Origin of the sequence: Herbidospora galbida (genome assembly GCF_005233835.1) — a bacterium.
Classification (GTDB): domain Bacteria; phylum Actinomycetota; class Actinomycetes; order Streptosporangiales; family Streptosporangiaceae; genus Herbidospora; species Herbidospora galbida.
Genome location: NZ_SZQA01000044.1, coordinates 33225 through 54055, shown reverse-complemented (window position 1 = coordinate 54055; position 20831 = coordinate 33225). Strand labels below are relative to the sequence as shown.

Below are 20831 nucleotides of genomic sequence, written 5' to 3'. Positions count from 1 at the left end.
ACTCTCCAAAAGATGTCTTCAGAGAATTTTCCCGGCTGACATAATGTCAACCAAAGGAATCCGTCTAATAGACGGGGTTGTGCATCATGCACTGGCTTTTAGCACACTGTTGAGTTCTCAAGAAACGCACACGTCTGCCCACAGATACTTGCTGGGCGGTGATTCAACTTTACCGCAGTTCCCGATCAGATCTGACCGGAGCGGACCGCGCCGTTTCTGGCGCAACCCTTCAAGCTTACTTCATCATCTCGCCCGTGTCCACTCGCCGTTTCCGGCGGGATGTTCTCGGTGGGATGTCCCTGGGTTCCGGCGCTGCCGTGTTCCCGGGGCGAAGAGAACATTAGGCAACCCGGAACCCCGCGTCAAATCAGCGTCCACACGGCGTTTCCCCAGGTCAGGGTGGCCATTTAAGGCTCTCATGACTGTCGGGTCACACGACTGTTACCCGCGTCACATTTCAGGCGGCCCTCAGTTCGGCGGCTTTGGCCAGGTCGGCGGAGGCGTCCCCCACGGAATCGGCCGCCTGGTAGGCCTCGGCGCGCACCTCGTACACCTCGGGGGAATGCGGCGACAGCGCGGCGGCGAGGAAGCAGTCGGCCAGGGCCGCGATCGGGTCGCCGAGGGCCAGGTTGGCGCGAGCGCGCAGCAGGTGGACGCGATGCGGCTCGCCGGGCCAGAAGAAGCCGGCGGCGACGACCTCGTCGCAGGCGGCCACCGCGCGGGCCGGTTCGCCCAGGATGAGCAGGCACTCGGCGCGGTCGATCCGGGCATCGCCGTCGTAGGCCTCGGCCTTCGTGGAGATGTCGAAGTCGGCCAGCGCGTCGGCGGGGCGGCCCAGCGCGAGGAAGACCCGGCCGCGCACGGCGTGCACGCCCGTGTAGGACGGGTCGAGCAGCAGCGCGCGCTCGGTGTCGGCCCACGCGCCCTGCAGGTCGCCGCCGAGGCAGCGGGGCATCGCGCGGGCGGTGTATCCGGCCGCCGTGAGGCGGGCGGCCAGCGACTCCGTGGCGGCGATCTCCGCCTGGGCGTACTCGCCGAGGCGGCAGAGCAGGACGGCGCGGCGGCAGTGCGCGGCGGCCAGGTCCTCCTCGGAGAGGTCTCCCATGACCGCCACGGTGAGTTCCGCCAACGCGGTGCGGTGATCGCGGGCGGCTCCGTAGGCGATGCCGCGCCGCAGCCGCAGCGCCGGAGACGGGTCGCCGCCGGCGAGCAGGCGGTTACATTCGACGAGCTCGGCCATCACCGGGCCGAGCGCCGTCGCATCACGGTCGAACATGCGCTCACCTATCGTCGCTGGTGGGGAGGGGTGCAGCAACGATAGGACGGAGCACGGAGAAGTTCTGTGTACGAATTCACACAGAACTAGCCGATCTCGACGCCCCCCAGCGTCTTCTTGCCGCGCCGCAGCACCAGGAAGCGGCCGTGCAGGAGGTCGTCGGACGTCGGGACGTACTCCTCGTCGGTGACCTTGACGTTGTTGAGGTAGGCGCCGCCCTCCTTGATGGCGCGCCGGGCCTCCGACTTCGACTTGGCCAGGCCGCTCTCGGCCAGCAGGTCGACGTAGGTCGTACCGAGAGAGGCGGTCGCCTTGGGGACCTCGGCCAGTGCGGCGGCGAGCGTCGCGGCGTCGAGATCCTGGATCGAGCCCTGCCCGAACAGGGCCTTGGACGCCTCGATGGCGCGGGTCACCTCGTCGGCCCCGTGGACCATCGTGGTCAGCTCTTCGGCCAGGGCGCGCTGCGCCTCCCGGGCGAACGGGCGCTCGGCGACGGCCTGCTCCAGCTCCTCGATGCGCCCCCGCTCCAGGAAGGTGAAGACCTTGAGGAAGCGGACCACGTCGCGGTCGTCGGCGTTCAGCCAGTACTGGTAGAACGCGTAGGGCGAGGTCAGCGCCGGGTCGAGCCAGACCGCGCCGCCGGCGGTCTTGCCGAACTTGGTGCCGTCGGCCTTGGTGATCAGCTTGCCGGTGTAGGCGTGGGTGTGGACCCCCTCGACGCGCCGGATCAGGTCGACACCGGCGGTGATGTTGCCCCACTGGTCGCTGCCGCCGACCTGGAGGGTGCAGCCGTTGCGGCGGTAGAGCTCCAGGTAGTCGTTGGCCTGCAGGATCTGGTAGCTGAACTCGGTGTAGCTGAGCCCCTCACCGGCCAGGCGCGCGGAGACCGACTCGCGGGCCAGCATGCGGTTGACCGGGAAGTGCTTGCCGACGTCACGCAGGAACGTGATGGCCGACATCCCGGCGGTCCAGTCGAGGTTGGAGATCATCGTCGCCGGGTTGGGGCCCTCGAAGTCGAGGAACCGCTCCACCTGGCCCCGGATCCTGGAGACCCAGTCGGCCACGACCTCGTCGCTGTTGAGTGAGCGTTCGGTGCTCCGGCCGGAGGGGTCGCCGATCAGGCCAGTGGCACCGCCGACCAGACCGATCGCCCGGTGACCCGCCCGCTGGAAGCGGGTCAGGATGAGCAGGGTCGCCAGGTTGCCGACGTGGATCGAGGGAGCCGTCGGGTCGAACCCCGCATAGACCGTGACCGGACCGTCGGCCAGCGCCTTGCGGAGCGCTTCGATGTCGGTGGTCTGCGCGGTCACATCGCGCCATTCGAGCTCATCGAGGATGTCGGTCACGATTCCTGGCTTTCGGTGAATATCCGGTACGGAGTCGCAAGAAACCCTATCGGCCGGGGCGGGGCCTCGTCGCCACGATAAGCCGCGCGTGGCCTGTCGCCGCAGGTCAGCGTCTCGGCGTGTGGGCCCGGTAGGGCGAGACCGTGGGGTCGCCGTCGATCCAGAACCGCCACGGTACGTCGGCTCCGGTGGAAACGCCGGTCCTCGGCCCTTCCATCACCTTCTCCGGCGGGACTCGCGAACCCTCGTACACGCGGATGTTTCCGGAGACGGCGTCTTCGCCGTTGTGGTCCCGGCCGAAGCCCATGGCCACCGCCAGCCGGGCGGGACCCCGGGCCAGGTCGCGCGGCTTCGTGGCGGGGCCGCGCCGTTCCAGGGCCACGTCGGCCCCCTCGACGATCTCCCCCGCCCGCAACAGCACCCCCGAGCCCGTCCCCGGCGGCAGGCAGGTGAAGTTGGCGCAGTAGTGCATCCCGTACGTGAAGTAGACGTAGAGATGCCCCGGAGGCCCGAACATGACCGCGTTGCGGGGGGTCAGGCCCCGGTAGGTGTGCGACGCGGGGTCCTGGCCGGGCAGCCCGTAGGCCTCGGTCTCGGTGAGACGCACCGCGACCGGCCCATGGACGACCACCTTCCCCAGCAGGGAAGGGGCCACCTCATGGGCCGGCCGGTCGAAGAAGGACCGGTCGAGCGTCAGGCCCCGGTCGCCCATGCGGCCTGGGCGTCGACGAGTTCCCGGAGCGCGGCGAGCTGGTCGCGGACCCGGTCGGGCGCGGTCCCGCCGTGGGCCTTGCGGGCGGCGAGCGCGCCCGGAACGCTGAGCACGTCGCGGACGTCGGGCGTGAAGTGCGGCGAGACCTTCAGCAGCTCCTCGTCGGTCAGGTCGCCGAGGTCCTTGTCGTTGACCTGGCACCACACGACGAGATGGCCGACGGCCTCGTGCGCGTCGCGGAAGGCGACGCCCTTGCGGACCAGCAGCTCGGCCAGGTCGGTCGCCAGGGCGAAGCCGTCGGGCGCGCTCGACTCCAGCCGCGAGGTGTTGACCCGCATGGTGGAGACCAGGCCCGCCATCGCGGGCAGCACCAGATTGAGGGTGTCGACCGCGTCGAACACGGGCTCCTTGTCTTCCTGGAGGTCCCGGTTGTAGGTGAGCGGCAGGCCCTTGAGCGTGGTCAGCATCGTCATCAGCGCGCCGATGAGACGGCCCGACTTGCCGCGCGCCAGCTCGGCGACGTCGGGGTTCTTCTTCTGGGGCATGATCGACGAGCCGGTCGAGTAGGCGTCGTCCATCTCGATCCAGCGGAACTCCTGCGAGGCCCACAGGACGATCTCCTCGCCCAGCCGCGACAGGTGGATGCCGATCATCGCCGCGTCGAAGAGGAACTCGGCGGCGAAGTCGCGGTCGGCAACGGCGTCCATCGAGTTGGGGGCGGCGGAGTCGAAGCCCAGTTCGGCCGCGACGGCGACCGGGTCGAGCGGCAGCGACGAGCCGGCCAGCGCGCCCGAGCCCAGCGGGGAGACGGCGGCGCGCTTGTCCCAGTCGCGCAGCCGGTCGATGTCGCGGGTCAGTGGGTGGACGTGGGCCAGCAGCTGGTGGCCGAACGAGACCGGCTGGGCGTGCTGGAGGTGGGTCATGCCGGGGGCGGCCGTGTCGGCGTGCTCCTCGGCCTGGCTCATCAGCGCGGTCTCCAGCTCGACGACGCGCGACACGATGGTGCGCACGTGGTCGCGCAGGTAGAGGCGCAGGTCGGTGGCGATCTGGTCGTTGCGCGACCGGCCGGCGCGCAGCTTGCCGCCGAGGGTGCCGAGGCGTTCGAGCAGACCGCGTTCGAGGGCCGTGTGGACGTCTTCGTCGGCGACCGTCGGCCGGAACTCGCCGGCCTTGCAGGCGGCCTCCAGGTCGTCGATCGCGGCCAGCATCCGGCCGAGTTCGTCGTTGGTGAGCAGACCGGCCCGGTTCAGCACGCGGGCGTGGGCGCGAGACGCCATCAGGTCATAGGGCACCAAGCGCCAGTCGAAGTGAACGCTCACCGACAGGCGGGTCAGCGCGTCGGCCGGCCCCCCTTCGAAACGGCCACCCCACAGCCGCATCGGCTTCCGTTCCGAGCTCACCGCAAACGCCCACCCTTCGAATACGTGCGTGTCCAATCGGCGACCTTAGCCGATGCAGATGGTCACTGGTCTTTGTTGCGGGCGGTCAGGCGCAAGAACGCCGCCGCCAGGGCGTCGCCGCCCAGGGGATCCCGGCTGATCACCAGGATCGTGTCGTCTCCGGCGACCGTGCCGAGGACGGAGTGCCATCCGGCGTGGTCGATCGCCGAGGCGAGGAACTGCGCCGCGCCGGGGGGCGTCCGCAGGATCACCAGGTTGGCCGACGCCTCGGCCGACACCAGGAGTTCCTCGGCGTGCCGGCGCAGCCGGACCTCCGGCTGCTCGGCGGGGGTGGCGGTCCGGTAGATCGGGACCCGCTCCCCGCCTTCGCCGGGCACCGCGTAGACGAGCGTGCCGTCGTCGGTGCGCAGTTTCAGGGCGCCCAGCTCGTCGAGGTCGCGCGAGAGGGTCGCCTGGGTCACCTCGACCCCGCTCTCGGCCAGCAGGCGGGCCAGTTCGGGCTGTGACCTGACCTTGTTGCGGGTCAGCAGCTCGACGATCTTGGCGTGCCGGGCGGCCTTGGTGAGCGGAATCGTCATCGGGTTACCAGCCAGTGGAGCAGCGCCTTCTGGGCGTGCAGACGGTTCTCGGCCTCGTCCCAGACGGCGCTGCGGGGCCCGTCGAGGACGTCGGCCGAGATTTCCAGGCCACGATACGCGGGCAGGCAGTGCAGCACGATCGCCCCGGGCGCCGCGAGGGCGAGCAGGTTGGCGTTGAGCTGGTAGGGCGACAGGGCGGCGACGCGGGCGTCCTTCCCGTCGTGGCCCATGCTGATCCAGGTGTCGGTGGCCAGCACGTCGGCCGACGCGGCGGCGGCGAGCGGGTCGGTGAGGACCTCGACCGACCCTCCGGTCCCGGCGGCGATCCGCCCGGCCTTCTCGACGACCTCCGGTGCGGGGGTGTACGCCTCCGGCGTCGCGATCCGCACGTGCATCCCGGCCGTGGCCCCGCCCAGCAGGTAGGAGTGGGCCATGTTGTTGGCGCCGTCGCCGAAGTAGGCGAGCGTGACCCCCGGCAGGCCACCCCGGCGCTCCCTGACGGTCAGCAGGTCGGCGAGGACCTGGCACGGGTGGAACTCGTCGGTCAGCGCGTTCACGACGGGGACCCGGCTGGCCGAGGCCATCGCCTCGACCCGCTCCTGGCCGGCGGTCCGCCACACGATCGCCGAGCACTGCCGGTCGAGCACCCGGGCGGTGTCCTCGATCGGTTCGCCCCGGCCCATCTGGGAGGTGCCCAGGTCCATGATCAGCGGGTTGCCGCCGAGTTCGGCGACGCCGACCGCGAAGGAGATGCGGGTGCGGGTGGACGGCTTGTCGAACAGGACCGCGACGGTCTGGGGGCCCTCGAAGGGGCGGTAGCCGTACCGGTCCTTCTTCATGGCCTCGGCGAGGTCGAGGACCTCGGCCTGCTCGGCCGGCGACAGGTCGTCGTCGCGCAGGAAGTGTCTAGCCATCGGCGGCCTCATCCAGGATCGGCGGGAACGCGGCCAGGAAGGTCCGCACCTGCGCTGAGGTGATCACCAGCGGCGGTGCGAGCCGGATCGCGTCGGGTTGTACGGCGTTGACCAGGAAGCCGGCGCGCTGGGCGGCGGCCTGGACCTGGGCGGCCCTGTCTTCGGTGAGAACGGCGGCGAGCCACAGTCCCCTTCCCCGGACCCCCTTCAGCAGGGGGTGGGAGATCGCCTCGATGCCGTCGCGCAGCTCGGCGGCGACGGCCTGGACGTGGGCGAGGTCGACGTTGCCGAGCACGGCCAGCGCGGCGGCGCACGACACGGGGTTGCCGCCGAAGGTGGAGCCGTGGTCGCCCTTCTCGAAGACGGTGGCGGCCGGGCCGAAGCCGACGCAGGCGCCGATCGGGAGGCCGCCGCCCAGGCCCTTCGCCAGGGTGAGGACGTCGGGCAGGTAGCCGTCGGCCTGGTGGGCGAACCAGTGGCCGGTCCGGCCGATGGCCGACTGGATCTCGTCGGCGACCAGCAGCGCGCCGGCGGCCTTGGTGATCTCGCGGGCCCTGGCCATGTAGCCGTCGGGGGGCGGGACCACTCCGGCCTCGCCCTGGGTCGGCTCCAGGAACACGGCCGCGCAGTCGCCGTCGACGGCGTCGGCCAGGGCTTCGGCGTCGCCGTACGGGACGAACCGGACGTCGAGCGGGAACGGGCCGAACTGGTCGCGGATCGACGGCTTGCCGGTCAGCGAGAGCGCGCCCAGAGTCCGGCCGTGGAAGCCCATCTCGGCGGCCACGAAGTAGCTGCGGCCCGTGGTCTTGCCGTATTTGATGGCCAGCTTCAGCGCGGCCTCGTTGGCCTCGGTGCCCGAGTTGGCCAGGAAGACCCTGCCGGGAGCGCCCAGCAGCGAGAGCAGCTTCTCGGCGAGTTCGACCTCGCGCTCGTGCAGGAGCAGGTTCGAGGTGTGCGCCAGGGTCGCGACCTGCTTGGACACCGCCTCGACGAGCGCCGGGTGGGCGTGGCCGAGGGAGCTGACCGCGATGCCGCCGAACATGTCGAGGTATTCGGTCCCGTCGATCCCCCAGACCACCGAGCCCTCGCCGCGCGCCAGGGCGACCGGGGGCACGCCGTAGTTCGGCATGAACGCCGCCTCGAAGCGGTCGAACAGGCTGGTCATGGGGTGACTCCTTCGTCGGGCAGGACCATGGTGCCGATGCCCTCGTCGGTGAAGATCTCGCTCAGCAGGACGTGGGGCTGCCGGCCGTCGACCACGTGGGCCTGGGGCACTCCCCCCTGGACGGCGTGCAGGCAGGCCTCCATCTTCGGGACCATGCCGCTCGACAGCGTGGGCAGCATCGCCGCCAGGTCGCCCGCGGAGATGCGCCGGATGACCTTGTCGCTGGCGGGCCAGTCGGCGTACAGGCCCTCGACGTCGGTGAGGACCACGAGCTTGGCCGCGCCGAGAGCGGTCGCGAGCGCGGCGGCCGCGGTGTCGGCATTTACGTTGTAGATCTGCCCGTCGTGACCCCGGGCGATCGACGACACCACCGGTATCCGCCCGTCGGCCAGCAGGGCCCGCACCGCGCCCGGGTTGACCTCGACGATCTCGCCGACCTGGCCGATGTCGACCGGGACGCCGTCGACGATCGCGTGCTTGCGGGCGGCGGTGAACAGGTGCGCGTCCTCCCCCGACAGGCCGACCGCGAACGGGCCGTGCCGGTTGACCAGCCCGACGACGTCGCGGTTGACCTGGCCGACCAGCACCATGCGGACCACCTGCATGGCCTCGGGCGTGGTGACCCGGAGCCCGGCGGTGAAGTGGGAGGCGATGCCGTGCAGGTCGAGGGCGGCGTTGATCTGCGGGCCGCCGCCGTGCACGATCACCGGGCGCAGCCCGGCGTAGCGCAGGAACACGACGTCGTCGGCGAACTTCTCGCGCAGGTGCTCCTCGGTCATGGCGTTGCCGCCGTACTTGATCACGACGACCGCGCCCTGGAACCGGGCCAGCCACGGCAGCGCCTCGATCAGCGCCTCGGACTTCTGCAACGGGGTCATGAGCTGTACGCCGAGTTCTCGTGCACGTATTCGGCCGTCAGGTCGGTCGTGTGGATGGTGGCCGAGTGGGGCCCGGCCGACAGGTCGGCGGTGACGTGGATGTCGCGCGGGCGCAGGTCGACCTTGGAGCGGTCGTCGCCGGCCGCGCCGCCCCGGCAGATCCAGATGCCGTTGATCGCGACGTTGAGCCGGTCGGGCTCGAACTCGGCCTGGGTGGTGCCGATGGCCGACAGGACGCGGCCCCAGTTGGGGTCTTCGCCGTGCATGGCGCACTTGAACAGGTTGCTGCGGGCGATCGCCCGGCCGACCTCGACCGCGTCGGCGACGGAGGCGGCCCCGACGACCTCGATCGCGATGGCCTTGGAGGCGCCCTCGGCGTCGACGAGGAGCTGGCGGGCCAGGTCGGCGCAGACCTCGGTGAGGCGCTTGGTGAACTCGGCCAGGTCGGGTTTGACGCCGGCGGCGCCGCTGGCCAGCAGCAGGACGGTGTCGTTGGTCGACATGCAGCCGTCGGAGTCGAGGCGGTCGAAGGTGACCTCGGTGGCGGCCCGCAGCGCGGTGTCGCACTCCTCGGAGGTCAGGTCGGCGTCGGTGGTCAGCACCGACAGCATCGTGGCCAGGGCGGGGGCGAGCATGCCGGCGCCCTTGGCCATGCCGCCGACCATGTAGCCCTCGCCCCGGCGGAAGGAGATCTTGCTGACCGTGTCGGTGGTGCGGATCGCGTCGGCCGCGGCCACCCCGCCGTCGCGGGACAGTTGCCTGGCCGCGTCGGCGACGCCGCCGAGCAGCGCGTCCATGGGGAGGCGCTCGCCGATGAGGCCGGTCGAGCAGACCACGATCTCGCCGGCCGAGTCGCCGATGACCTCGGCGACCTTCTCGGCGGTGGCGTGAGTGTCCTGGAACCCGGCGGGGCCGGTGCAGGCGTTGGCGCCGCCGGAGTTGAGCACCACGGCCTTGACCCGGCCACCGCTGACGACCTGCTCCGACCAGATCACCGGGGCGGCCTTCACGCGGTTGCGGGTGAAGACGGCGGCCGCCGCGCGCGAGGGGCCGTCGTTGACGACGAGGGCGAGGTCACGGTGCTCGCCGGGCTTGATCCCGGCGTTGATCCCGGTGGCCCGGAAGCCCAGGGGGGCGGTCACGCTCATGGCGAGGTCTCCTCATCTCCAGAACCGGACATCACGGGCTCACCCCGGCGACGGGGAGGCCGAGCTCTTCGGGCAGGCCGAGCGCGAGGTTGGCGCTCTGGATCGCGCCGCCCGCGGTGCCCTTCGTGAGGTTGTCGATCGCCGCGAGCGCCACGATCCTGCCCGCCCGCCGATCGAGGGTGACCTGCAGGGCGGCGGTGTTGGCGCCCAGGGTCATCGCGGTGGACGGCCAGACGCCTTCGGGCAGCAGCGTCAGGAACGGCTCGTCCTTGACGGCCTCCTCGTAGGCCTCGCGCAGCGACTCGGCCGTGGTGCCCGGCGCGGCCGGGACGACGCAGGTGGCCAGGATGCCGCGCGGCATGGGCGCGAGGGTGGGCGTGAAGGAGACGGTCACCGGCTGCCCCGAGACGGCCGAGAGGTTCTGCTCGATCTCCGGGGTGTGCCGGTGGACGCCGCCGACGCCGTAGGCGCTGACCGCGCCCATGACCTCGCTGCCCAGCAGGTGGGACTTGGGCGACTTGCCGGCGCCGGAGGTGCCGCTCGCGGCGACCACGACGACGTCGGGCCCGGCGAGCCCGGCCGCGAAGGCGGGGAACAGGGCCAGCGTGGCGGTGGTCGGGTAGCAGCCGGGGACGGCCACCCGCTTGGTCTTGGCCAGGAGTTCGCGCTGTCCCGGCAGCTCGGGCAGGCCGTAGGGCCAGGTGCCCGCGTGGACGCCGCCGTAGAATTCGCCCCAGGCCGCCGGGTCGGTGAGCCGGAAGTCGGCGCCGCAGTCGACGATCAGGGTGTCGTCTCCGAGCTGGGCCGCCAGGGCGGCCGACTCGCCGTGGGGCAGGGCCAGGAAGACGACGTCGTGACCGGCCAGGGTCTCGCGGGTGGTCTGCTCGATGACGCGCCCGGCCAGCGGCGTGAGATGGGGCTGGTGGGCCCCGAGCCGGGTGCCCGCGCTCGACGCCGCGGTGACCGCGCCGATCTCGATCTCCGGATGCCCGAGCAGCAGCCGGAGCAGCTCGCCCCCGGCGTATCCGCTGGCGCCGGCGATGGCCGCCTTCATCCCGCCCCCCGATGGTTTTGCATGTTCATGCAGTGGTTCACATTTTCTTGCTTCCTGAAGATTATGCATCGGCCGACATGATCATGCAAGCCGGGGTTCATTGTGCGAGATGACACCGAAGGCGCCCCAACGTTGTGAGGTGGTCACTTGGATCCGTACCTACCGGTCGGTATCGTGACGTCTCGTGACGATCTCGCATGACCAGGCGCAGGCGGCGCTCACCGCCCCGGGGCAGCTGTTCGAGATGACGCGGACGCCGGACGGCGTCCGGGTCTGGAAACACGCGCCGGCGACGTTCCGGGCCATGCTGGAGACCACGGCCTTCCACGGCGACAAGACCTTCGTCGTGTACGAGGACGAGCGCCTCACCTACGCCGAGTTCTTCCGCGCCGCCGCGACGCTGGCCCACGAGCTGCGCGACTCGGGGATCGCCAAGGGCGACCGGGTGGCCATCGCGATGCGCAACTACCCCGAGTGGATCGTCGCCTTCGCGGCCACGCTGGCCATCGGGGCCATCGCGGTGCCGCTGAACGCGTGGTGGACCGCCGCCGAGCTGGAGTTCGCCCTCGGCGACTCGGGCGCCCGGCTGGCGATCACCGACGGGGAGCGCGCCGAGCGGCTGGCCGGCGTACCGCTGATCGTCACGCGGCGGGGCTCCTTCGAGGGCGGCCGCGACTGGGCCGACGTCCTCGCCGACGAGAAGACCACGCTGCCCCCGGTCGAGCTCTCCCCCGACGACCCGGCGACCATCTTCTACACCTCCGGCACCACGGGCCGGCCGAAGGGCGCCCTGGGCAGTCACCGCAACCTCGGGCAGGCGCCGATGACGGTGGCGTACGCGATGATGCGCGGCGTCGCCATGGCCGGCAAGGACCCGGCCGAGAGCGCCGGCCAGCGCCGCAACACCCTGCTCACCGTGCCGCTGTTCCACGCGACCGGCTGTTTCGCCGTGCTCATGACGACGATGTTCACCGGCGCCGGGCTGGTGCTCATGTACAAGTGGGACCCGGGACGCGCCCTGGAGCTCATCGAGCGGGAGCGCGCGACGGTGCTGAGCGGGGTGCCCACCAACGCCTGGCAGCTGCTCTCCCACCCCGCTCTCGACAAGCACGACATCTCGTCGCTGACGGCGATCTCCTACGGCGGCGCGCCCGCTCCCCCGAAGCTGCTGGAGCGCGTCACCGCGCTGCTGCCCGACCGCACCCCGTCCAACGGCTACGGCATGACCGAGACGACGGCCCTGGCGATCTACAACAGCGGCCGCGAGTACGCGGCGCACCCCGACAGCATCGGCCGCCCCCTGGCGGTGATGGACGTCAAGATCTGCGACCCCTCCGGCCGCGAACTGCCCCGGGGCGAGGTCGGCGAGCTGTGCATGCGCGGCCCGGTGGTGATCATGGGCTACTGGAACCGGCCCGACGCGACCGCCGAGGCGATCGTGGACGGCTGGCTGCACACCGGCGACCTGGCGCGGATCGACGAGGAGGGCTTCGTCTACATCGTCGACCGGGCCAAGGACATGGTCATCAGGGGCGGCGAGAACGTCTACTGCGCCGAGGTCGAGGCGGCCCTGTTCGAACACCCGGCGATCGACGACGCGGCCGTGATCGGGATCCCCGACGACGAGCTCGGCGAGCAGGTCGGCGCGGTGGTGCGGATCACCAGCCCGGTGACGGCCGGGGACCTGCGGGCGTTCCTGCGGACGCGGCTGGCCGAGTTCAAGATCCCGGTGCGGTTCTGGTTCCACGAGGAGGAACTGCCGCGCAACCCGGGCGGGAAGATCCTCAAGACGGTGCTGCGCCGGCAGGTCCTGGGCGACTGAATATGGAGTTGCGGACTACCCGCTGATTCGGCCAACCTGGCCGTTCGTGGTCAAAAGTTCCCTCGCCCTGCTGCGACGCCTGAAGATGGACGTCAGCCCGCTGCGCGCCTCCCGCGACTTCCGCCTGTTGCTGGGGTCGGCCGCGATCACCATGTTCGGGTCGTTCATCACGCTGGTCGCGGTGCCCTACCAGATGAAGGAGCTCACGGGCTCCTACGTCGCGGTGGGCCTGGTGAGCGTGGCCGAGTTCGTCCCGATGGTCGTCTGCGGCCTGTGGGGCGGCGCCATCGCCGACTCGATGGACCGCCGCAAGATCATCATTTCCACGGAGATCGGCCTCTGCCTGGCCGCCCTGATGCTGATGGTCAACGCCCTCCTCCCGAACCCCCAGGTCTGGGTTCTGTACGTCGTGGGCGCCCTCACCGCCGGGTTGTACAGCGTGCGGGGCCCCAGTGAGCAGGCCGTGATCAACCAGGTGCTCAAGCTCGACCAGATGGGCGCCGCCTTCGCCATCCAGGGCCTGGTCAGAAGCGCGGGAGGGGTCGCCGGCCCGGCCCTCGGCGGCCTGATCGTCGTCTCGTTCGGCGTGGCGCCGTCGTACGGGATCAACGTGCTGACGTTCCTGGTCTCGCTGGTCCTGCTGTTCCGGGTGGCCCCGATGGCCCGCCGCGCGGCCGTCACCCAGCCGGCGTCCCTGGCCTCGCTCGTCGAGGGGGTCAGGTACGCCGTCCGCCGCCCCGACCTGATGGGCACCTACGTCGTCGACATCGCGGCCATGTTCTTCGCCATGTCGAACGCGCTCTACCCCTTCATGGCCGAGCAGTTCGGCGGCGAACACGAGCAGATCGCCCTCGGCCTGCTCTACGCCTCGGCGGGGATCGGCTCGGTGCTGGCCTCGGTGACCTCGGGGTGGACGGCCCACGTCCACCGCCACGGCCTGGCGGTCATCGTCGCGGCCCTTCTGTGGGGCGCGGCCGTCGCGGTGGCGTCGGTGATGCCGAACATCTGGCTGATGATCGTCTTCCTGACCCTGGCGGGCGGCGCGGACATGATCAGCGGCATCTTCCGGGGCACGATCTGGAACCAGACCATCCCCGACGAGTACCGGGGCCGCCTGGCCGGCATCGAACTGCTCTCCTATTCGACCGGCCCGATGCTGGGCAACGCCCGCGCCAGCGCCATGGCCGAACTCGGCGGGACGCGCTTCTCCCTGGGCGCGGGCGGCCTGCTGTGCATGGGCGGCGTCCTGGCGATGGCCGCGACCCTGCCGAAGTTCCGCAGGTACGACGCCCGCACCGACGAACACGCCGAAGCCCAACGCGTCGCGCGGGCGACGGCGTGATTTCTTGGCCAAGATGGATGGATGCCGGACCTCCTGAGCGAGACGACCGTCGACGACCTGGCCCGCGCCGTCCACGCCCACTACCTGCGCGCCCGCCGCGCCGCCGGTGACGAGGAGACGACCAACGCGTCTCTGGTGACCTGGGACCGGCTGCCCCGCCTGCTGCGCGCCGACAGCCGCAACCACGCGCGCGACGTCCCGCGCAAACTGGCGGCCATCGGCTGCCGGCTGGCCCGGCGACGCGACGCGGCGCCCGCCGTGCTGACCGACAGGGAGGTCGAACGGCTGGCCCGGATGGAACACGTGCGCTGGATGCTGGTCCGCGTCGCGGCGGGCTGGCGCCCCGGCGCGGTCCACGACCCCCGGGCGCGGCGGCACCCCGACCTCGTGCCGTGGGAGCACCTGACCGAGGACGCCCGCGACAAGGACCGCTCGACGCTGCGCACCCTTCCGGCGGTGCTGGCGGTGGCGGACCTGCGCATCGTCCGGAGCTGACCCGCCGTCAACGGGCCGTCAGCGGGCCGTCAGACCGGCGGCCACCTCGGCCCGGAGCCCGTCGGCCACCGGGTGGCCCGGCCAGCGGCGCAGGTCCTGGCCGAACAGGCGGAGTTCCGCGAGCGTGGAGGCCGAGCCGCTGCGGCGGGCCATGGCGAGACTGGTGCGCACGGCCGCCTCGGCCTCTTCCAGGTCGCCCAGGTCGAGGTGGGCGCGGGCCAGCCGCGCGCCCAGCAGGCCGCGGGCGCGGTGGCCGTCGGGCGGGGAGCCGTCGATCGCGGCGCCGAGCCGGGCGACGGCGTCAGTGGTGCGGCCCAGGTCGAACATGGTCCAGCCGCCGGCGGCGACCGCCTCGTCGGCGAGCGTCGACGGGCCGACCGGGAAGGGGCCGGGGTCGGCGTCCGCCCGCGACAGCAGGACGACGCCCGCATCCAGGGCGGCCTCGGCCGCGCGGGCCGGGCCGGTCAGCGCCAGCGCCTTCGCCTCGGTCAGGGCGGCCAGGCCGCGGATGCGGGAGGCGACGCCCCGGTGACCGCGGATCCCGGCGGCCAGTTCGGCGGACCGGCGCGGATCGGCGAGCAGGAGCTCGGCCCGCCGGACCAGCGCGTAGGCCTGCAGGTCGCGGGCGGCGCCCCGGCGGGCCAGGGTCGCGGTGGCGGTGATCAGGTTGAGGGCTTCGGCGGAGTCGCCGGACTCCTGGGCCATCCAGCTGGCGTATTCGGTCAGGTGCGCCGCCACGCGGTCGTCGTCGAGGTCGGCGACCATGCCGCGCACCATGTTCAGCACCATCCGGGCCGAATGCCGGCGGCCGAGTTCCCGCAACCGGAGCAGCGCGTCACCGTAGGCGGCCTCGTCGACGCCCCGCCCGGGGCCGACCAGGTTCGCGGTCCGCTCACGGTCGTCCCGGGCCGCGGCCTTCAGCGCGCCGCCCGCGTTGAGCAGGAGGTCGAGGTGGCGGGCGACCTCGGGGCTCGGGCGGCGTTCACCCGATTCGAGCCGGCTCAGATAGGACTTCGAGCAGCTCGACTCCCTCGCCAGGACGTTCAGCGATTTCCCCGCGCCATGGCGGTAGCCGCGCAGTTTCTCGCCGAAGGTCATCACGCCCCCTTTGGAGGGTTGCCCGTTCGCGGGAGTCAACCTGGCAACCCGGCCCTGTTCCTGACTGGCCCGGCAAACTCAGTTCAAGCGTGACAGAAATCTTCGAGGAGAGGCCAGATGAATCTCATGCGGCTCCAGGAGAGGCACGACGTCACCGTGGGGCGCGAAGGGGAGATCTTCACCGGGGACGCACCCCCTGACCAGCCGCTCTCCCGGGTGCAGGGGGCGGGCGAGGCGTGGCACGCGGCCTCCCACATGCCGCGCAACACGGTGTTCGTCGAACGCGCGGGGGCGCCGGGGTGGATGTATTCATTTCAGACGAGCCGGGGCCGGGCGTACACGCTGTTCGCCTATTTCGACGGGTCCGATTATCAGGTGAGTGTGCTCGCACCGGAACTCGGCGGGATCACCGGCGCTCCTGTCTTTCCCGGGGTGGCGTCGCTGGAAGAGGCGTACGCGAAATCGGTCATCTGGGCGGCCGGAATGGACGCCGTACTGGCCGGCCGTCCGTCGCCCTGCTGAGCGATACCATGAACGCGAATTCCGCGTGAGGATGGCCGGTCGGCAAGGAAAGAGATGTCCGTGGGCGAAGAAAAGCGAGACTTCTTCATCTCCTACAACCAGGCGGATCTCGCCTGGGCCGAGTGGATCGCCTGGCATCTCGAAAGCGCCGATTACACCACCATCATTCAACGATGGGACTTCCGCGCCGGCGCGAACTTCGTGCTGAAAATGCAGGAGGCCACCGAGAAGGCGAAATCCGTGATCATGGTCCTCTCGCCCGACTACCTCACGTCTGATTTCACCGCCCCCGAATGGGCCGCGATGTTCGCGGCCGATCCGCGCGGCCTGAACCGGGAGATAATTCCCGTCATGGTCCGCCCGTGCGACCCCAAGGGCATGCTGGCCGCGATCATCCAGATCAGGCTGATGAACCTCGAAGAGTCCGCGGCCCTGAAGGAACTCCTCGCCGGCGTCCGGCCCGAAAGGCAGAAACCCACCTCCGCGCCGCCCTTCCCCGGCCCGCCCAGTTCCGATCCGTCTCCCGGCGTGCCCGCATTCCCCGGACGAGCGGCGTCGGCGCCTCTTCCCTGGCTGCCGCACCGGCAGTACGTGGCGGTGGGCGAGAGAGCGACCGCGATCGTCGGGGACGTCCGGGGGGTTCGGCTGGAAGCCCACCTCATCCCGGTATCGACCGAGAACGCGATCGCGACGTCTCCGAGTGCGAACCTTCCTGATCGGCTCATCGAAATCGGATGTGAGACGTCCCTTTTCACCAAGAGGCGGGGATTGAAGTCGGGACTTTCCCTGGGCGCGGCATGGGCTCTGGCCGATGACGTGAGCGCGGAAGGTCAAAGAGGTCTCACGTTCACGGCGACCGGCCACCGATTCGCCTGGACATCGATTCCTGCGGAAAAGCCGGAATACGTCTTCGATCCGGCCGATGTCCGAACCCGGTTGCGGCTTCTTTTCGACACCCTGGTCAAAATCGCGCTTCCGCCGACCAAACTGGTGCCGACCGCCGTCCTCTATTCCACCGTTGGCGGGGTACCTCGGTCCACTGCCGGTGGATCGACGCCCTTCACCACTGGCCTGGACTCCTACCTCGAATCGTCCCTCGTCATCTCTCGTACCGCCGACATCGCCGAGGAACTGACGGACGAGCTGCAGGAATTGGTTCGTAATCATTCCCGTTAGGACAGGCGTTCGCGCACCTCCTCCATCGACGCCGCGAACCCCTCCTCGAAGGCCCGCTCGTATCCCTCGTCACCCAGCACCAGCCGCGCCCGTTCCGCCGTCGCGACCCGGGGGGCGGCGAGTTCGTCCGATCCCATCGCCGTCAGGCCGAACGTCAGCCACAGCCGTTCGGCCGCGCCGTGCATCCAGGCCGCCGAGCGGGCGTCTCCCTTGGCCATCGTCACCGTCGCCAGGTGGTCGGCGCCCATCGCGACGCCGAGGACGTCGTTCAGCCGCCACTTCACCGCCAGTGACTCGCGGCCGGCGAGGTCGGCGTCGTGGACCTCGTCGCGGGCCAGCATCAGCTGCGATCGGAACAGGTCGCCGAAGGCGCGCATCCAGATCTCGCCCCTGCGCCGTGACTTCGCGTGCATGTCCTGGAGGACGCCCCAGGCGCGGGTGAGGTCGCCGAGGAAGATGAAGGCCATGGCCTGGCCGCCGTCCATCACCAGGTCGTCGATCGTGTCGGCCGCGCCCGCCGCCGCCAGGTGGGCGCGGGCCTCGTGCATGAGCTCTTCGACCTTCTGCGGGGCGCCGCTGAACAGGCGCACTCCCCCGAGCCGGACCAGCGCGTGGCCCATCGCCTCCACGTCGCCGATGCGGCGGGCCTCGGCGAGGGACTGCTGGGAGCTGCGTTCGGCCAGGCCCATGTCGCCCTGGAACAGAGTGATCCAGCCGAGTACCCACAGCGCCCGCGCGTAGGAGGAGCCTTCGCGGGGGCCGGCGGCCAGCGCCCGTTCGACGAAGTAGCGGCCCTCGCGCATCTGGCCGAGGGCGCCCCAGATGATCCAGCACGACGAGACCAGGTCGAGGCAGGCGGTGCCGCCGTGGCTGATCCCGTAGTCGAGCGCGAGGCGGAGCTCGGCCTGGTCGGCCTCCGCCCAGTCGGCCCAGGCGAGCTGGTCGGGGCCGTACCACTCGCGGTCGAGGCGGGCGGCCATCATCCGGTAGTGGGCCAGGTGGGCGGTGCGCATCACCCGTTCCTCGCCGAGTTCGCGCAGCCACTCGCGGCCGTATTCGCGGATGCCGTCGAGCAGCCGGTGCCGGTCGCCCTTCCGGACGACGATCGACTTGCGGACCAGTTCGGCCAGCACCCGCCCCACGTCGGGCAGGCGGTCGTCGGCGCAGACGGCCTGGGCGGTCTTCTCCTCGAACGAGCCGGCGAACACCGACAGGCGGGCCCAGAGCAGCCGTTCCTGCGGGGTGCACAGCTCGTGGCTCCACCCGACGGCGGTGCGGAAGCTCCGGTGCCGGGCCGGGCCGCCCCGGTATCCGGCGGTCAGCAGGTCGAAGGGGTCGGTGAGCCGGTCGGCCAGTTCCTCGGCCGAGAGGGCGTGCAGGTGGCCCGCGGCCAGCTCGATGCCGAGAGGGATGCCGTCGAGGCGGCGGCACAGGCGTCCGACCGCCATGAGCGCGCTGTCGCCCGCCTGCCAGCCGGGGACCCGGTCGCGTGCCCGTTCGACGAACAGGCGTACCGCGTCGTAGCCGAGCAGGTCGTCGGACTCGGGCTCGGGCCGGGCGAAGGGGGCGACCTCCAAGATCTTCTCTGACGGTACGTCGAGGGGAACCCTGCTGGTCGCCAGCACCTGCAGGCCTGGCGCCACGTCGAGCAGGCCGTCGACGAGGGCGGCGCAGGCGCCGACGAGGTGTTCGCAGGTGTCCAGGACGAGCAGCAGCCGCTTCCCGGCCAGGTATTCGGCCAGCACCTGTTCGTAGGGCCGGGTCGACTGCTCGCGCAGCCCCAGCGACCGGGCCACGACGCTGGCCAGCAGGTTGGCGTCCTGCTCGGGGGACAGTTCGGCGAACCAGGCCCCGTCGGGATAGCCATCGGCGCAGTCGGCGGCGGCCCGCAGCGCGATGCGGGTCTTGCCGACCCCGGGCGGCCCGGTGACCGTCACCAGGCGCGATTCGGTCATCAGCCCGGCCAGCCGGTCGAGTTCGTCCTTGCGCCCGATGAAGCTGCTGGTCTCGGCAGGCAGGTTGACGGTCATCAGGCCTCCCATCCGGTCGGCTCGTCTGCGGTCAGGGCCAGGTCGACGGCGTCGTCGAGCCCGAGGCCGGGCGCGTCGGCAGTCGCCGGGGAGCGGTCTCTGATCTCGGTCAGGACGGGTGACCGGAGCCCGTCCATCCCTGCCCACGCGAGGTCGGCCGACGCCAGCAGCGCGCCGTTCCCGGTGAGGACGCCGACCAGTTCCACCCCGGCCGCCGACGCGGCGGTGTCGCCGAACTGGCGGGCCAGCGTCAGGGCGTCGCGGGCCGAGGTCAGGGCGCCCCGGACGTCGCCCCGGAGGAGGGCGGCCTGGGCGAGCAGGTGGTCGAGGTGGGAGCGGGTCCAGATCTCGCCGGTCGTCACGCACAGCTCGCGGCCCTCGCGGAGGACCCGTACCGCGCCGGGCAGGTCGCCCATGCGCAGCAGGGCCGTGGCGATGACCGTGTAGCTCGGCAGGAAGCCCGGGAACAGGTCGGCGTCTCTGCGGTGGCCCTCGCGGGCGTCTCTGATCAGCCGCAGCGCCTCGGGGTAGGCGCCCCGCTGGGCGGCCACCCACGCCGAGACCTGGGTCAGGCGGGGCGGGCCCTGGTTCGTACAGGCGAAGAGGGCCTCTTCGGCCGCGTCGGGGTCGCCCAGCGCGGCATGCAGCCAGGCGGCGGTCCAGAGCGCCTTGTCCTGTTCCGGGCCCGGGGAACCGCCCGCCCGCCGGACGCGGGCCAGCTGCTCGGCGCCCTCCCGCTGGAGACCGCAGCAGGCCCACAGGAACCACAGGGTGCCGGCCAGGTCCTGGGCGTCGTCGGCGCCCTCGGCGTCGGTCAGCCGGGAGTCGAGGGCCTTGACGAGGTTGCCGCGTTCCAGGCGCATGCGCCGGTACCAGCGCAGCTGCCCGCCCTGCCATTCGGCCTCGGCCCGCCGGGCGAGGGCGCGATAGTGACGAAAGTGGAGGTGTTCGGTCACCTCTCGCTCACCTGCCCTCCCGAGCCACTCGGCGCCGAAGGCGCGGACGGTCGCGGGCAGGTGGAACCGCACGCCCTCGGTGGTCTCCGAGCGCACCAGGAGCGACTTGTCGACCAGCGCGGCGACGGCGGGGGTCACGTCGTCGTCGCCGCAGACGACCTGCGCGGCCTCCAGGTCGAAGCCACCGTCGAACACCGAGGCGCGGGCCCAGACGAGCCGTTCGTCGGGCGTGCAGTGCTCGTGACTCCAGCCGATCGCGGTCCGCATGGCGGCGTGGCGCAGCGGGCCGTCGTGGTCGGGGTCCCAGAGCAGGTCGAGCAGCGGACCCTCGGTCTCGCCTCGTCTCAGCGCCGCCGCCAGCAGCACCAGCGTCAGCGGCAGCCCGTCGACCTGCCGCAGGAGCTCGGGCGGCGCCGTCACGCCCAGCCGGTCGAGGAGTTCGACGCGGTGCTCGGGGGCCAGTTCGCGCAGCGCGACCACCCGCTCCCCCGGCAGCGCCAGCGACTGGCGGCAGGTCGCCAGCACCGACAGGCCCGGCTGCCGCTGCAGCATCACCCCGATGTACGGCACCAGCAGCTCCAGCTCCCGGTCGCAGCCGTCGACGACGAGGAGCCCGTCTGCCGACGCCCCGATCTCGGCCAGCGCAGAGGGCCCGGCGTCGGCGTCGACCACCCGCGCGCCGCGCCTGGCCGCGACGACCTTCGCGAGCGCGGTCTTTCCGGCACCGGGAGACCCGGTCAGGGTGACCAGGCGGGTGTGCCGGAAGGCCTCCTCGATCCCGTTGACGTCGGCGTCTCTGCCGACGAGCCCGTCTCCGGACACGACAATCACCTGCCTCCCCTTGGCCGGGACATCGTAGGCCGGTGACCTCGCGCCTACTTAGTGCTCCCTGCTATCCGGGGAGAACACCTCTTCCACG

General features: G+C 71.4%; 18 protein-coding genes. 5 read left to right on the top strand and 13 right to left on the bottom strand.

The window, feature by feature from the left end:
- Positions 1–457: 457 nt before the first annotated feature.
- The 10 genes from FDA94_RS33255 to argC form a co-directional block, all read right to left on the bottom strand.
- Positions 458–1276, bottom strand: coding sequence for a tetratricopeptide repeat protein (locus FDA94_RS33255; RefSeq protein WP_137251030.1), 819 nt, complete (start codon positions 1274–1276; stop codon positions 458–460).
- An 86-nt stretch (positions 1277–1362) separates the two neighbouring features.
- Positions 1363–2622, bottom strand: a complete 1260-nt coding sequence (gene tyrS / locus FDA94_RS33250; RefSeq protein WP_137251029.1) for a tyrosine--tRNA ligase — start codon at positions 2620–2622, stop codon at positions 1363–1365.
- Between the two features lie 106 nt (positions 2623–2728).
- Positions 2729–3334: a DNA-3-methyladenine glycosylase gene (locus FDA94_RS33245; protein WP_137251028.1), complete on the bottom strand. Its 606-nt coding sequence runs from the start codon at positions 3332–3334 to the stop codon at positions 2729–2731.
- On the bottom strand, positions 3316–4713 hold the full coding sequence (gene argH, locus FDA94_RS33240) for an argininosuccinate lyase (RefSeq protein ID WP_062339895.1): 1398 nt from the start codon (positions 4711–4713) through the stop codon (positions 3316–3318). Before argH ends, FDA94_RS33245 begins: the two co-directional genes overlap by 19 nt.
- 83 nt (positions 4714–4796) lie before the next feature.
- Positions 4797–5312 carry an arginine repressor gene (locus FDA94_RS33235; protein WP_083950252.1) on the bottom strand — a complete coding sequence of 172 codons (516 nt, stop codon included), beginning with the start codon at positions 5310–5312 and terminating at the stop codon, positions 4797–4799.
- Entirely contained in the window at positions 5309–6226 is a 918-nt protein-coding gene (gene argF, locus FDA94_RS33230; protein ID WP_137251027.1) for an ornithine carbamoyltransferase, read from the bottom strand. Before argF ends, FDA94_RS33235 begins: the two co-directional genes overlap by 4 nt.
- Positions 6219–7391, bottom strand: a complete 1173-nt coding sequence (locus tag FDA94_RS33225; protein WP_137251026.1) for an acetylornithine transaminase — start codon at positions 7389–7391, stop codon at positions 6219–6221. The genes argF and FDA94_RS33225 overlap by 8 nt, the downstream gene beginning before the upstream one ends.
- Positions 7388–8269, bottom strand: a complete 882-nt coding sequence (argB, locus tag FDA94_RS33220) for an acetylglutamate kinase (RefSeq protein ID WP_137251025.1) — start codon at positions 8267–8269, stop codon at positions 7388–7390. Before argB ends, FDA94_RS33225 begins: the two co-directional genes overlap by 4 nt.
- The gene (gene argJ, locus FDA94_RS33215) at positions 8266–9417 is read right to left on the bottom strand and encodes a bifunctional glutamate N-acetyltransferase/amino-acid acetyltransferase ArgJ (RefSeq protein WP_137251024.1); all 1152 of its coding nucleotides are present in this window, start codon (positions 9415–9417) and stop codon (positions 8266–8268) included. Before argJ ends, argB begins: the two co-directional genes overlap by 4 nt.
- A gap of 31 nt (positions 9418–9448) precedes the next feature.
- On the bottom strand, positions 9449–10471 hold the full coding sequence (argC, locus tag FDA94_RS33210) for an N-acetyl-gamma-glutamyl-phosphate reductase (RefSeq protein WP_137251023.1): 1023 nt from the start codon (positions 10469–10471) through the stop codon (positions 9449–9451).
- 184 nt (positions 10472–10655) lie between these two features.
- Between argC and FDA94_RS33205 the strand changes: the two genes are divergently transcribed.
- From FDA94_RS33205 to FDA94_RS33195, 3 genes are read left to right on the top strand one after another with little or no spacing between them, the layout of a single operon-like run.
- A complete protein-coding gene (locus FDA94_RS33205) occupies positions 10656–12293 on the top strand; it encodes a class I adenylate-forming enzyme family protein (RefSeq protein WP_137251022.1) in 1638 nt (545 codons plus the stop codon).
- Positions 12294–12339: 46 nt separating this feature from the next.
- Positions 12340–13635: an MFS transporter gene (locus FDA94_RS33200; protein ID WP_246060286.1), complete on the top strand. Its 1296-nt coding sequence runs from the start codon at positions 12340–12342 to the stop codon at positions 13633–13635.
- 21 nt (positions 13636–13656) lie between these two features.
- Entirely contained in the window at positions 13657–14130 is a 474-nt protein-coding gene (locus FDA94_RS33195; protein ID WP_137251021.1) for a RyR domain-containing protein, read from the top strand.
- A gap of 18 nt (positions 14131–14148) precedes the next feature.
- On the opposite strand, the gene FDA94_RS33190 is transcribed toward FDA94_RS33195, so the two are convergent.
- A complete protein-coding gene (locus FDA94_RS33190) occupies positions 14149–15228 on the bottom strand; it encodes a helix-turn-helix domain-containing protein (RefSeq protein WP_137251020.1) in 1080 nt (359 codons plus the stop codon).
- Positions 15229–15345: 117 nt separating this feature from the next.
- On the opposite strand from FDA94_RS33190, the gene FDA94_RS33185 reads away from it, so the two are divergent.
- A complete protein-coding gene (locus tag FDA94_RS33185; protein ID WP_137251019.1) occupies positions 15346–15750 on the top strand; it encodes a hypothetical protein in 405 nt (134 codons plus the stop codon).
- Between the two features lie 60 nt (positions 15751–15810).
- A complete protein-coding gene (locus FDA94_RS33180; RefSeq protein ID WP_170991236.1) occupies positions 15811–16926 on the top strand; it encodes a toll/interleukin-1 receptor domain-containing protein in 1116 nt (371 codons plus the stop codon).
- Here FDA94_RS33180 and FDA94_RS33175 read toward each other — a convergent pair.
- Both FDA94_RS33175 and FDA94_RS33170 read right to left on the bottom strand, forming a co-directional pair.
- The gene (locus FDA94_RS33175) at positions 16923–18956 is read right to left on the bottom strand and encodes an ATP-binding protein (protein ID WP_137251017.1); all 2034 of its coding nucleotides are present in this window, start codon (positions 18954–18956) and stop codon (positions 16923–16925) included. The two genes, FDA94_RS33180 and FDA94_RS33175, sit on opposite strands and share 4 nt — an antisense overlap.
- Positions 18956–20743 (bottom strand): ATP-binding protein, encoded by a 1788-nt coding sequence (locus FDA94_RS33170; RefSeq protein WP_170991235.1) that lies wholly within the window; start codon positions 20741–20743, stop codon positions 18956–18958. The genes FDA94_RS33175 and FDA94_RS33170 overlap by 1 nt, the downstream gene beginning before the upstream one ends.
- Positions 20744–20831 lie beyond the last annotated feature (88 nt).

Bases quoted from the DNA above. Each gene is read 5' to 3' on its own strand.
- FDA94_RS33255 (WP_137251030.1), bottom strand. From the start codon at position 1,276: ATGTTCGACCGTGATGCGACGGCGCTCGGCCCGGTGATGGCCGAGCTC.
- FDA94_RS33245 (WP_137251028.1), bottom strand. From the start codon at position 3,334: ATGGGCGACCGGGGCCTGACGCTCGACCGGTCCTTCTTCGACCGGCCG.
- argH (WP_062339895.1), bottom strand. From the start codon at position 4,713: ATGCGGCTGTGGGGTGGCCGTTTCGAAGGGGGGCCGGCCGACGCGCTG.
- FDA94_RS33235 (WP_083950252.1), bottom strand. From the start codon at position 5,312: ATGACGATTCCGCTCACCAAGGCCGCCCGGCACGCCAAGATCGTCGAG.
- argF (WP_137251027.1), bottom strand. From the start codon at position 6,226: ATGGCTAGACACTTCCTGCGCGACGACGACCTGTCGCCGGCCGAGCAG.
- FDA94_RS33225 (WP_137251026.1), bottom strand. From the start codon at position 7,391: ATGACCAGCCTGTTCGACCGCTTCGAGGCGGCGTTCATGCCGAACTAC.
- argB (WP_137251025.1), bottom strand. From the start codon at position 8,269: ATGACCCCGTTGCAGAAGTCCGAGGCGCTGATCGAGGCGCTGCCGTGG.
- argJ (WP_137251024.1), bottom strand. From the start codon at position 9,417: ATGAGCGTGACCGCCCCCCTGGGCTTCCGGGCCACCGGGATCAACGCC.
- argC (WP_137251023.1), bottom strand. From the start codon at position 10,471: ATGAAGGCGGCCATCGCCGGCGCCAGCGGATACGCCGGGGGCGAGCTG.
- FDA94_RS33195 (WP_137251021.1), top strand. From the start codon at position 13,657: ATGCCGGACCTCCTGAGCGAGACGACCGTCGACGACCTGGCCCGCGCC.
- FDA94_RS33190 (WP_137251020.1), bottom strand. From the start codon at position 15,228: ATGACCTTCGGCGAGAAACTGCGCGGCTACCGCCATGGCGCGGGGAAA.
- FDA94_RS33185 (WP_137251019.1), top strand. From the start codon at position 15,346: ATGAATCTCATGCGGCTCCAGGAGAGGCACGACGTCACCGTGGGGCGC.
- FDA94_RS33175 (WP_137251017.1), bottom strand. From the start codon at position 18,956: ATGACCGTCAACCTGCCTGCCGAGACCAGCAGCTTCATCGGGCGCAAG.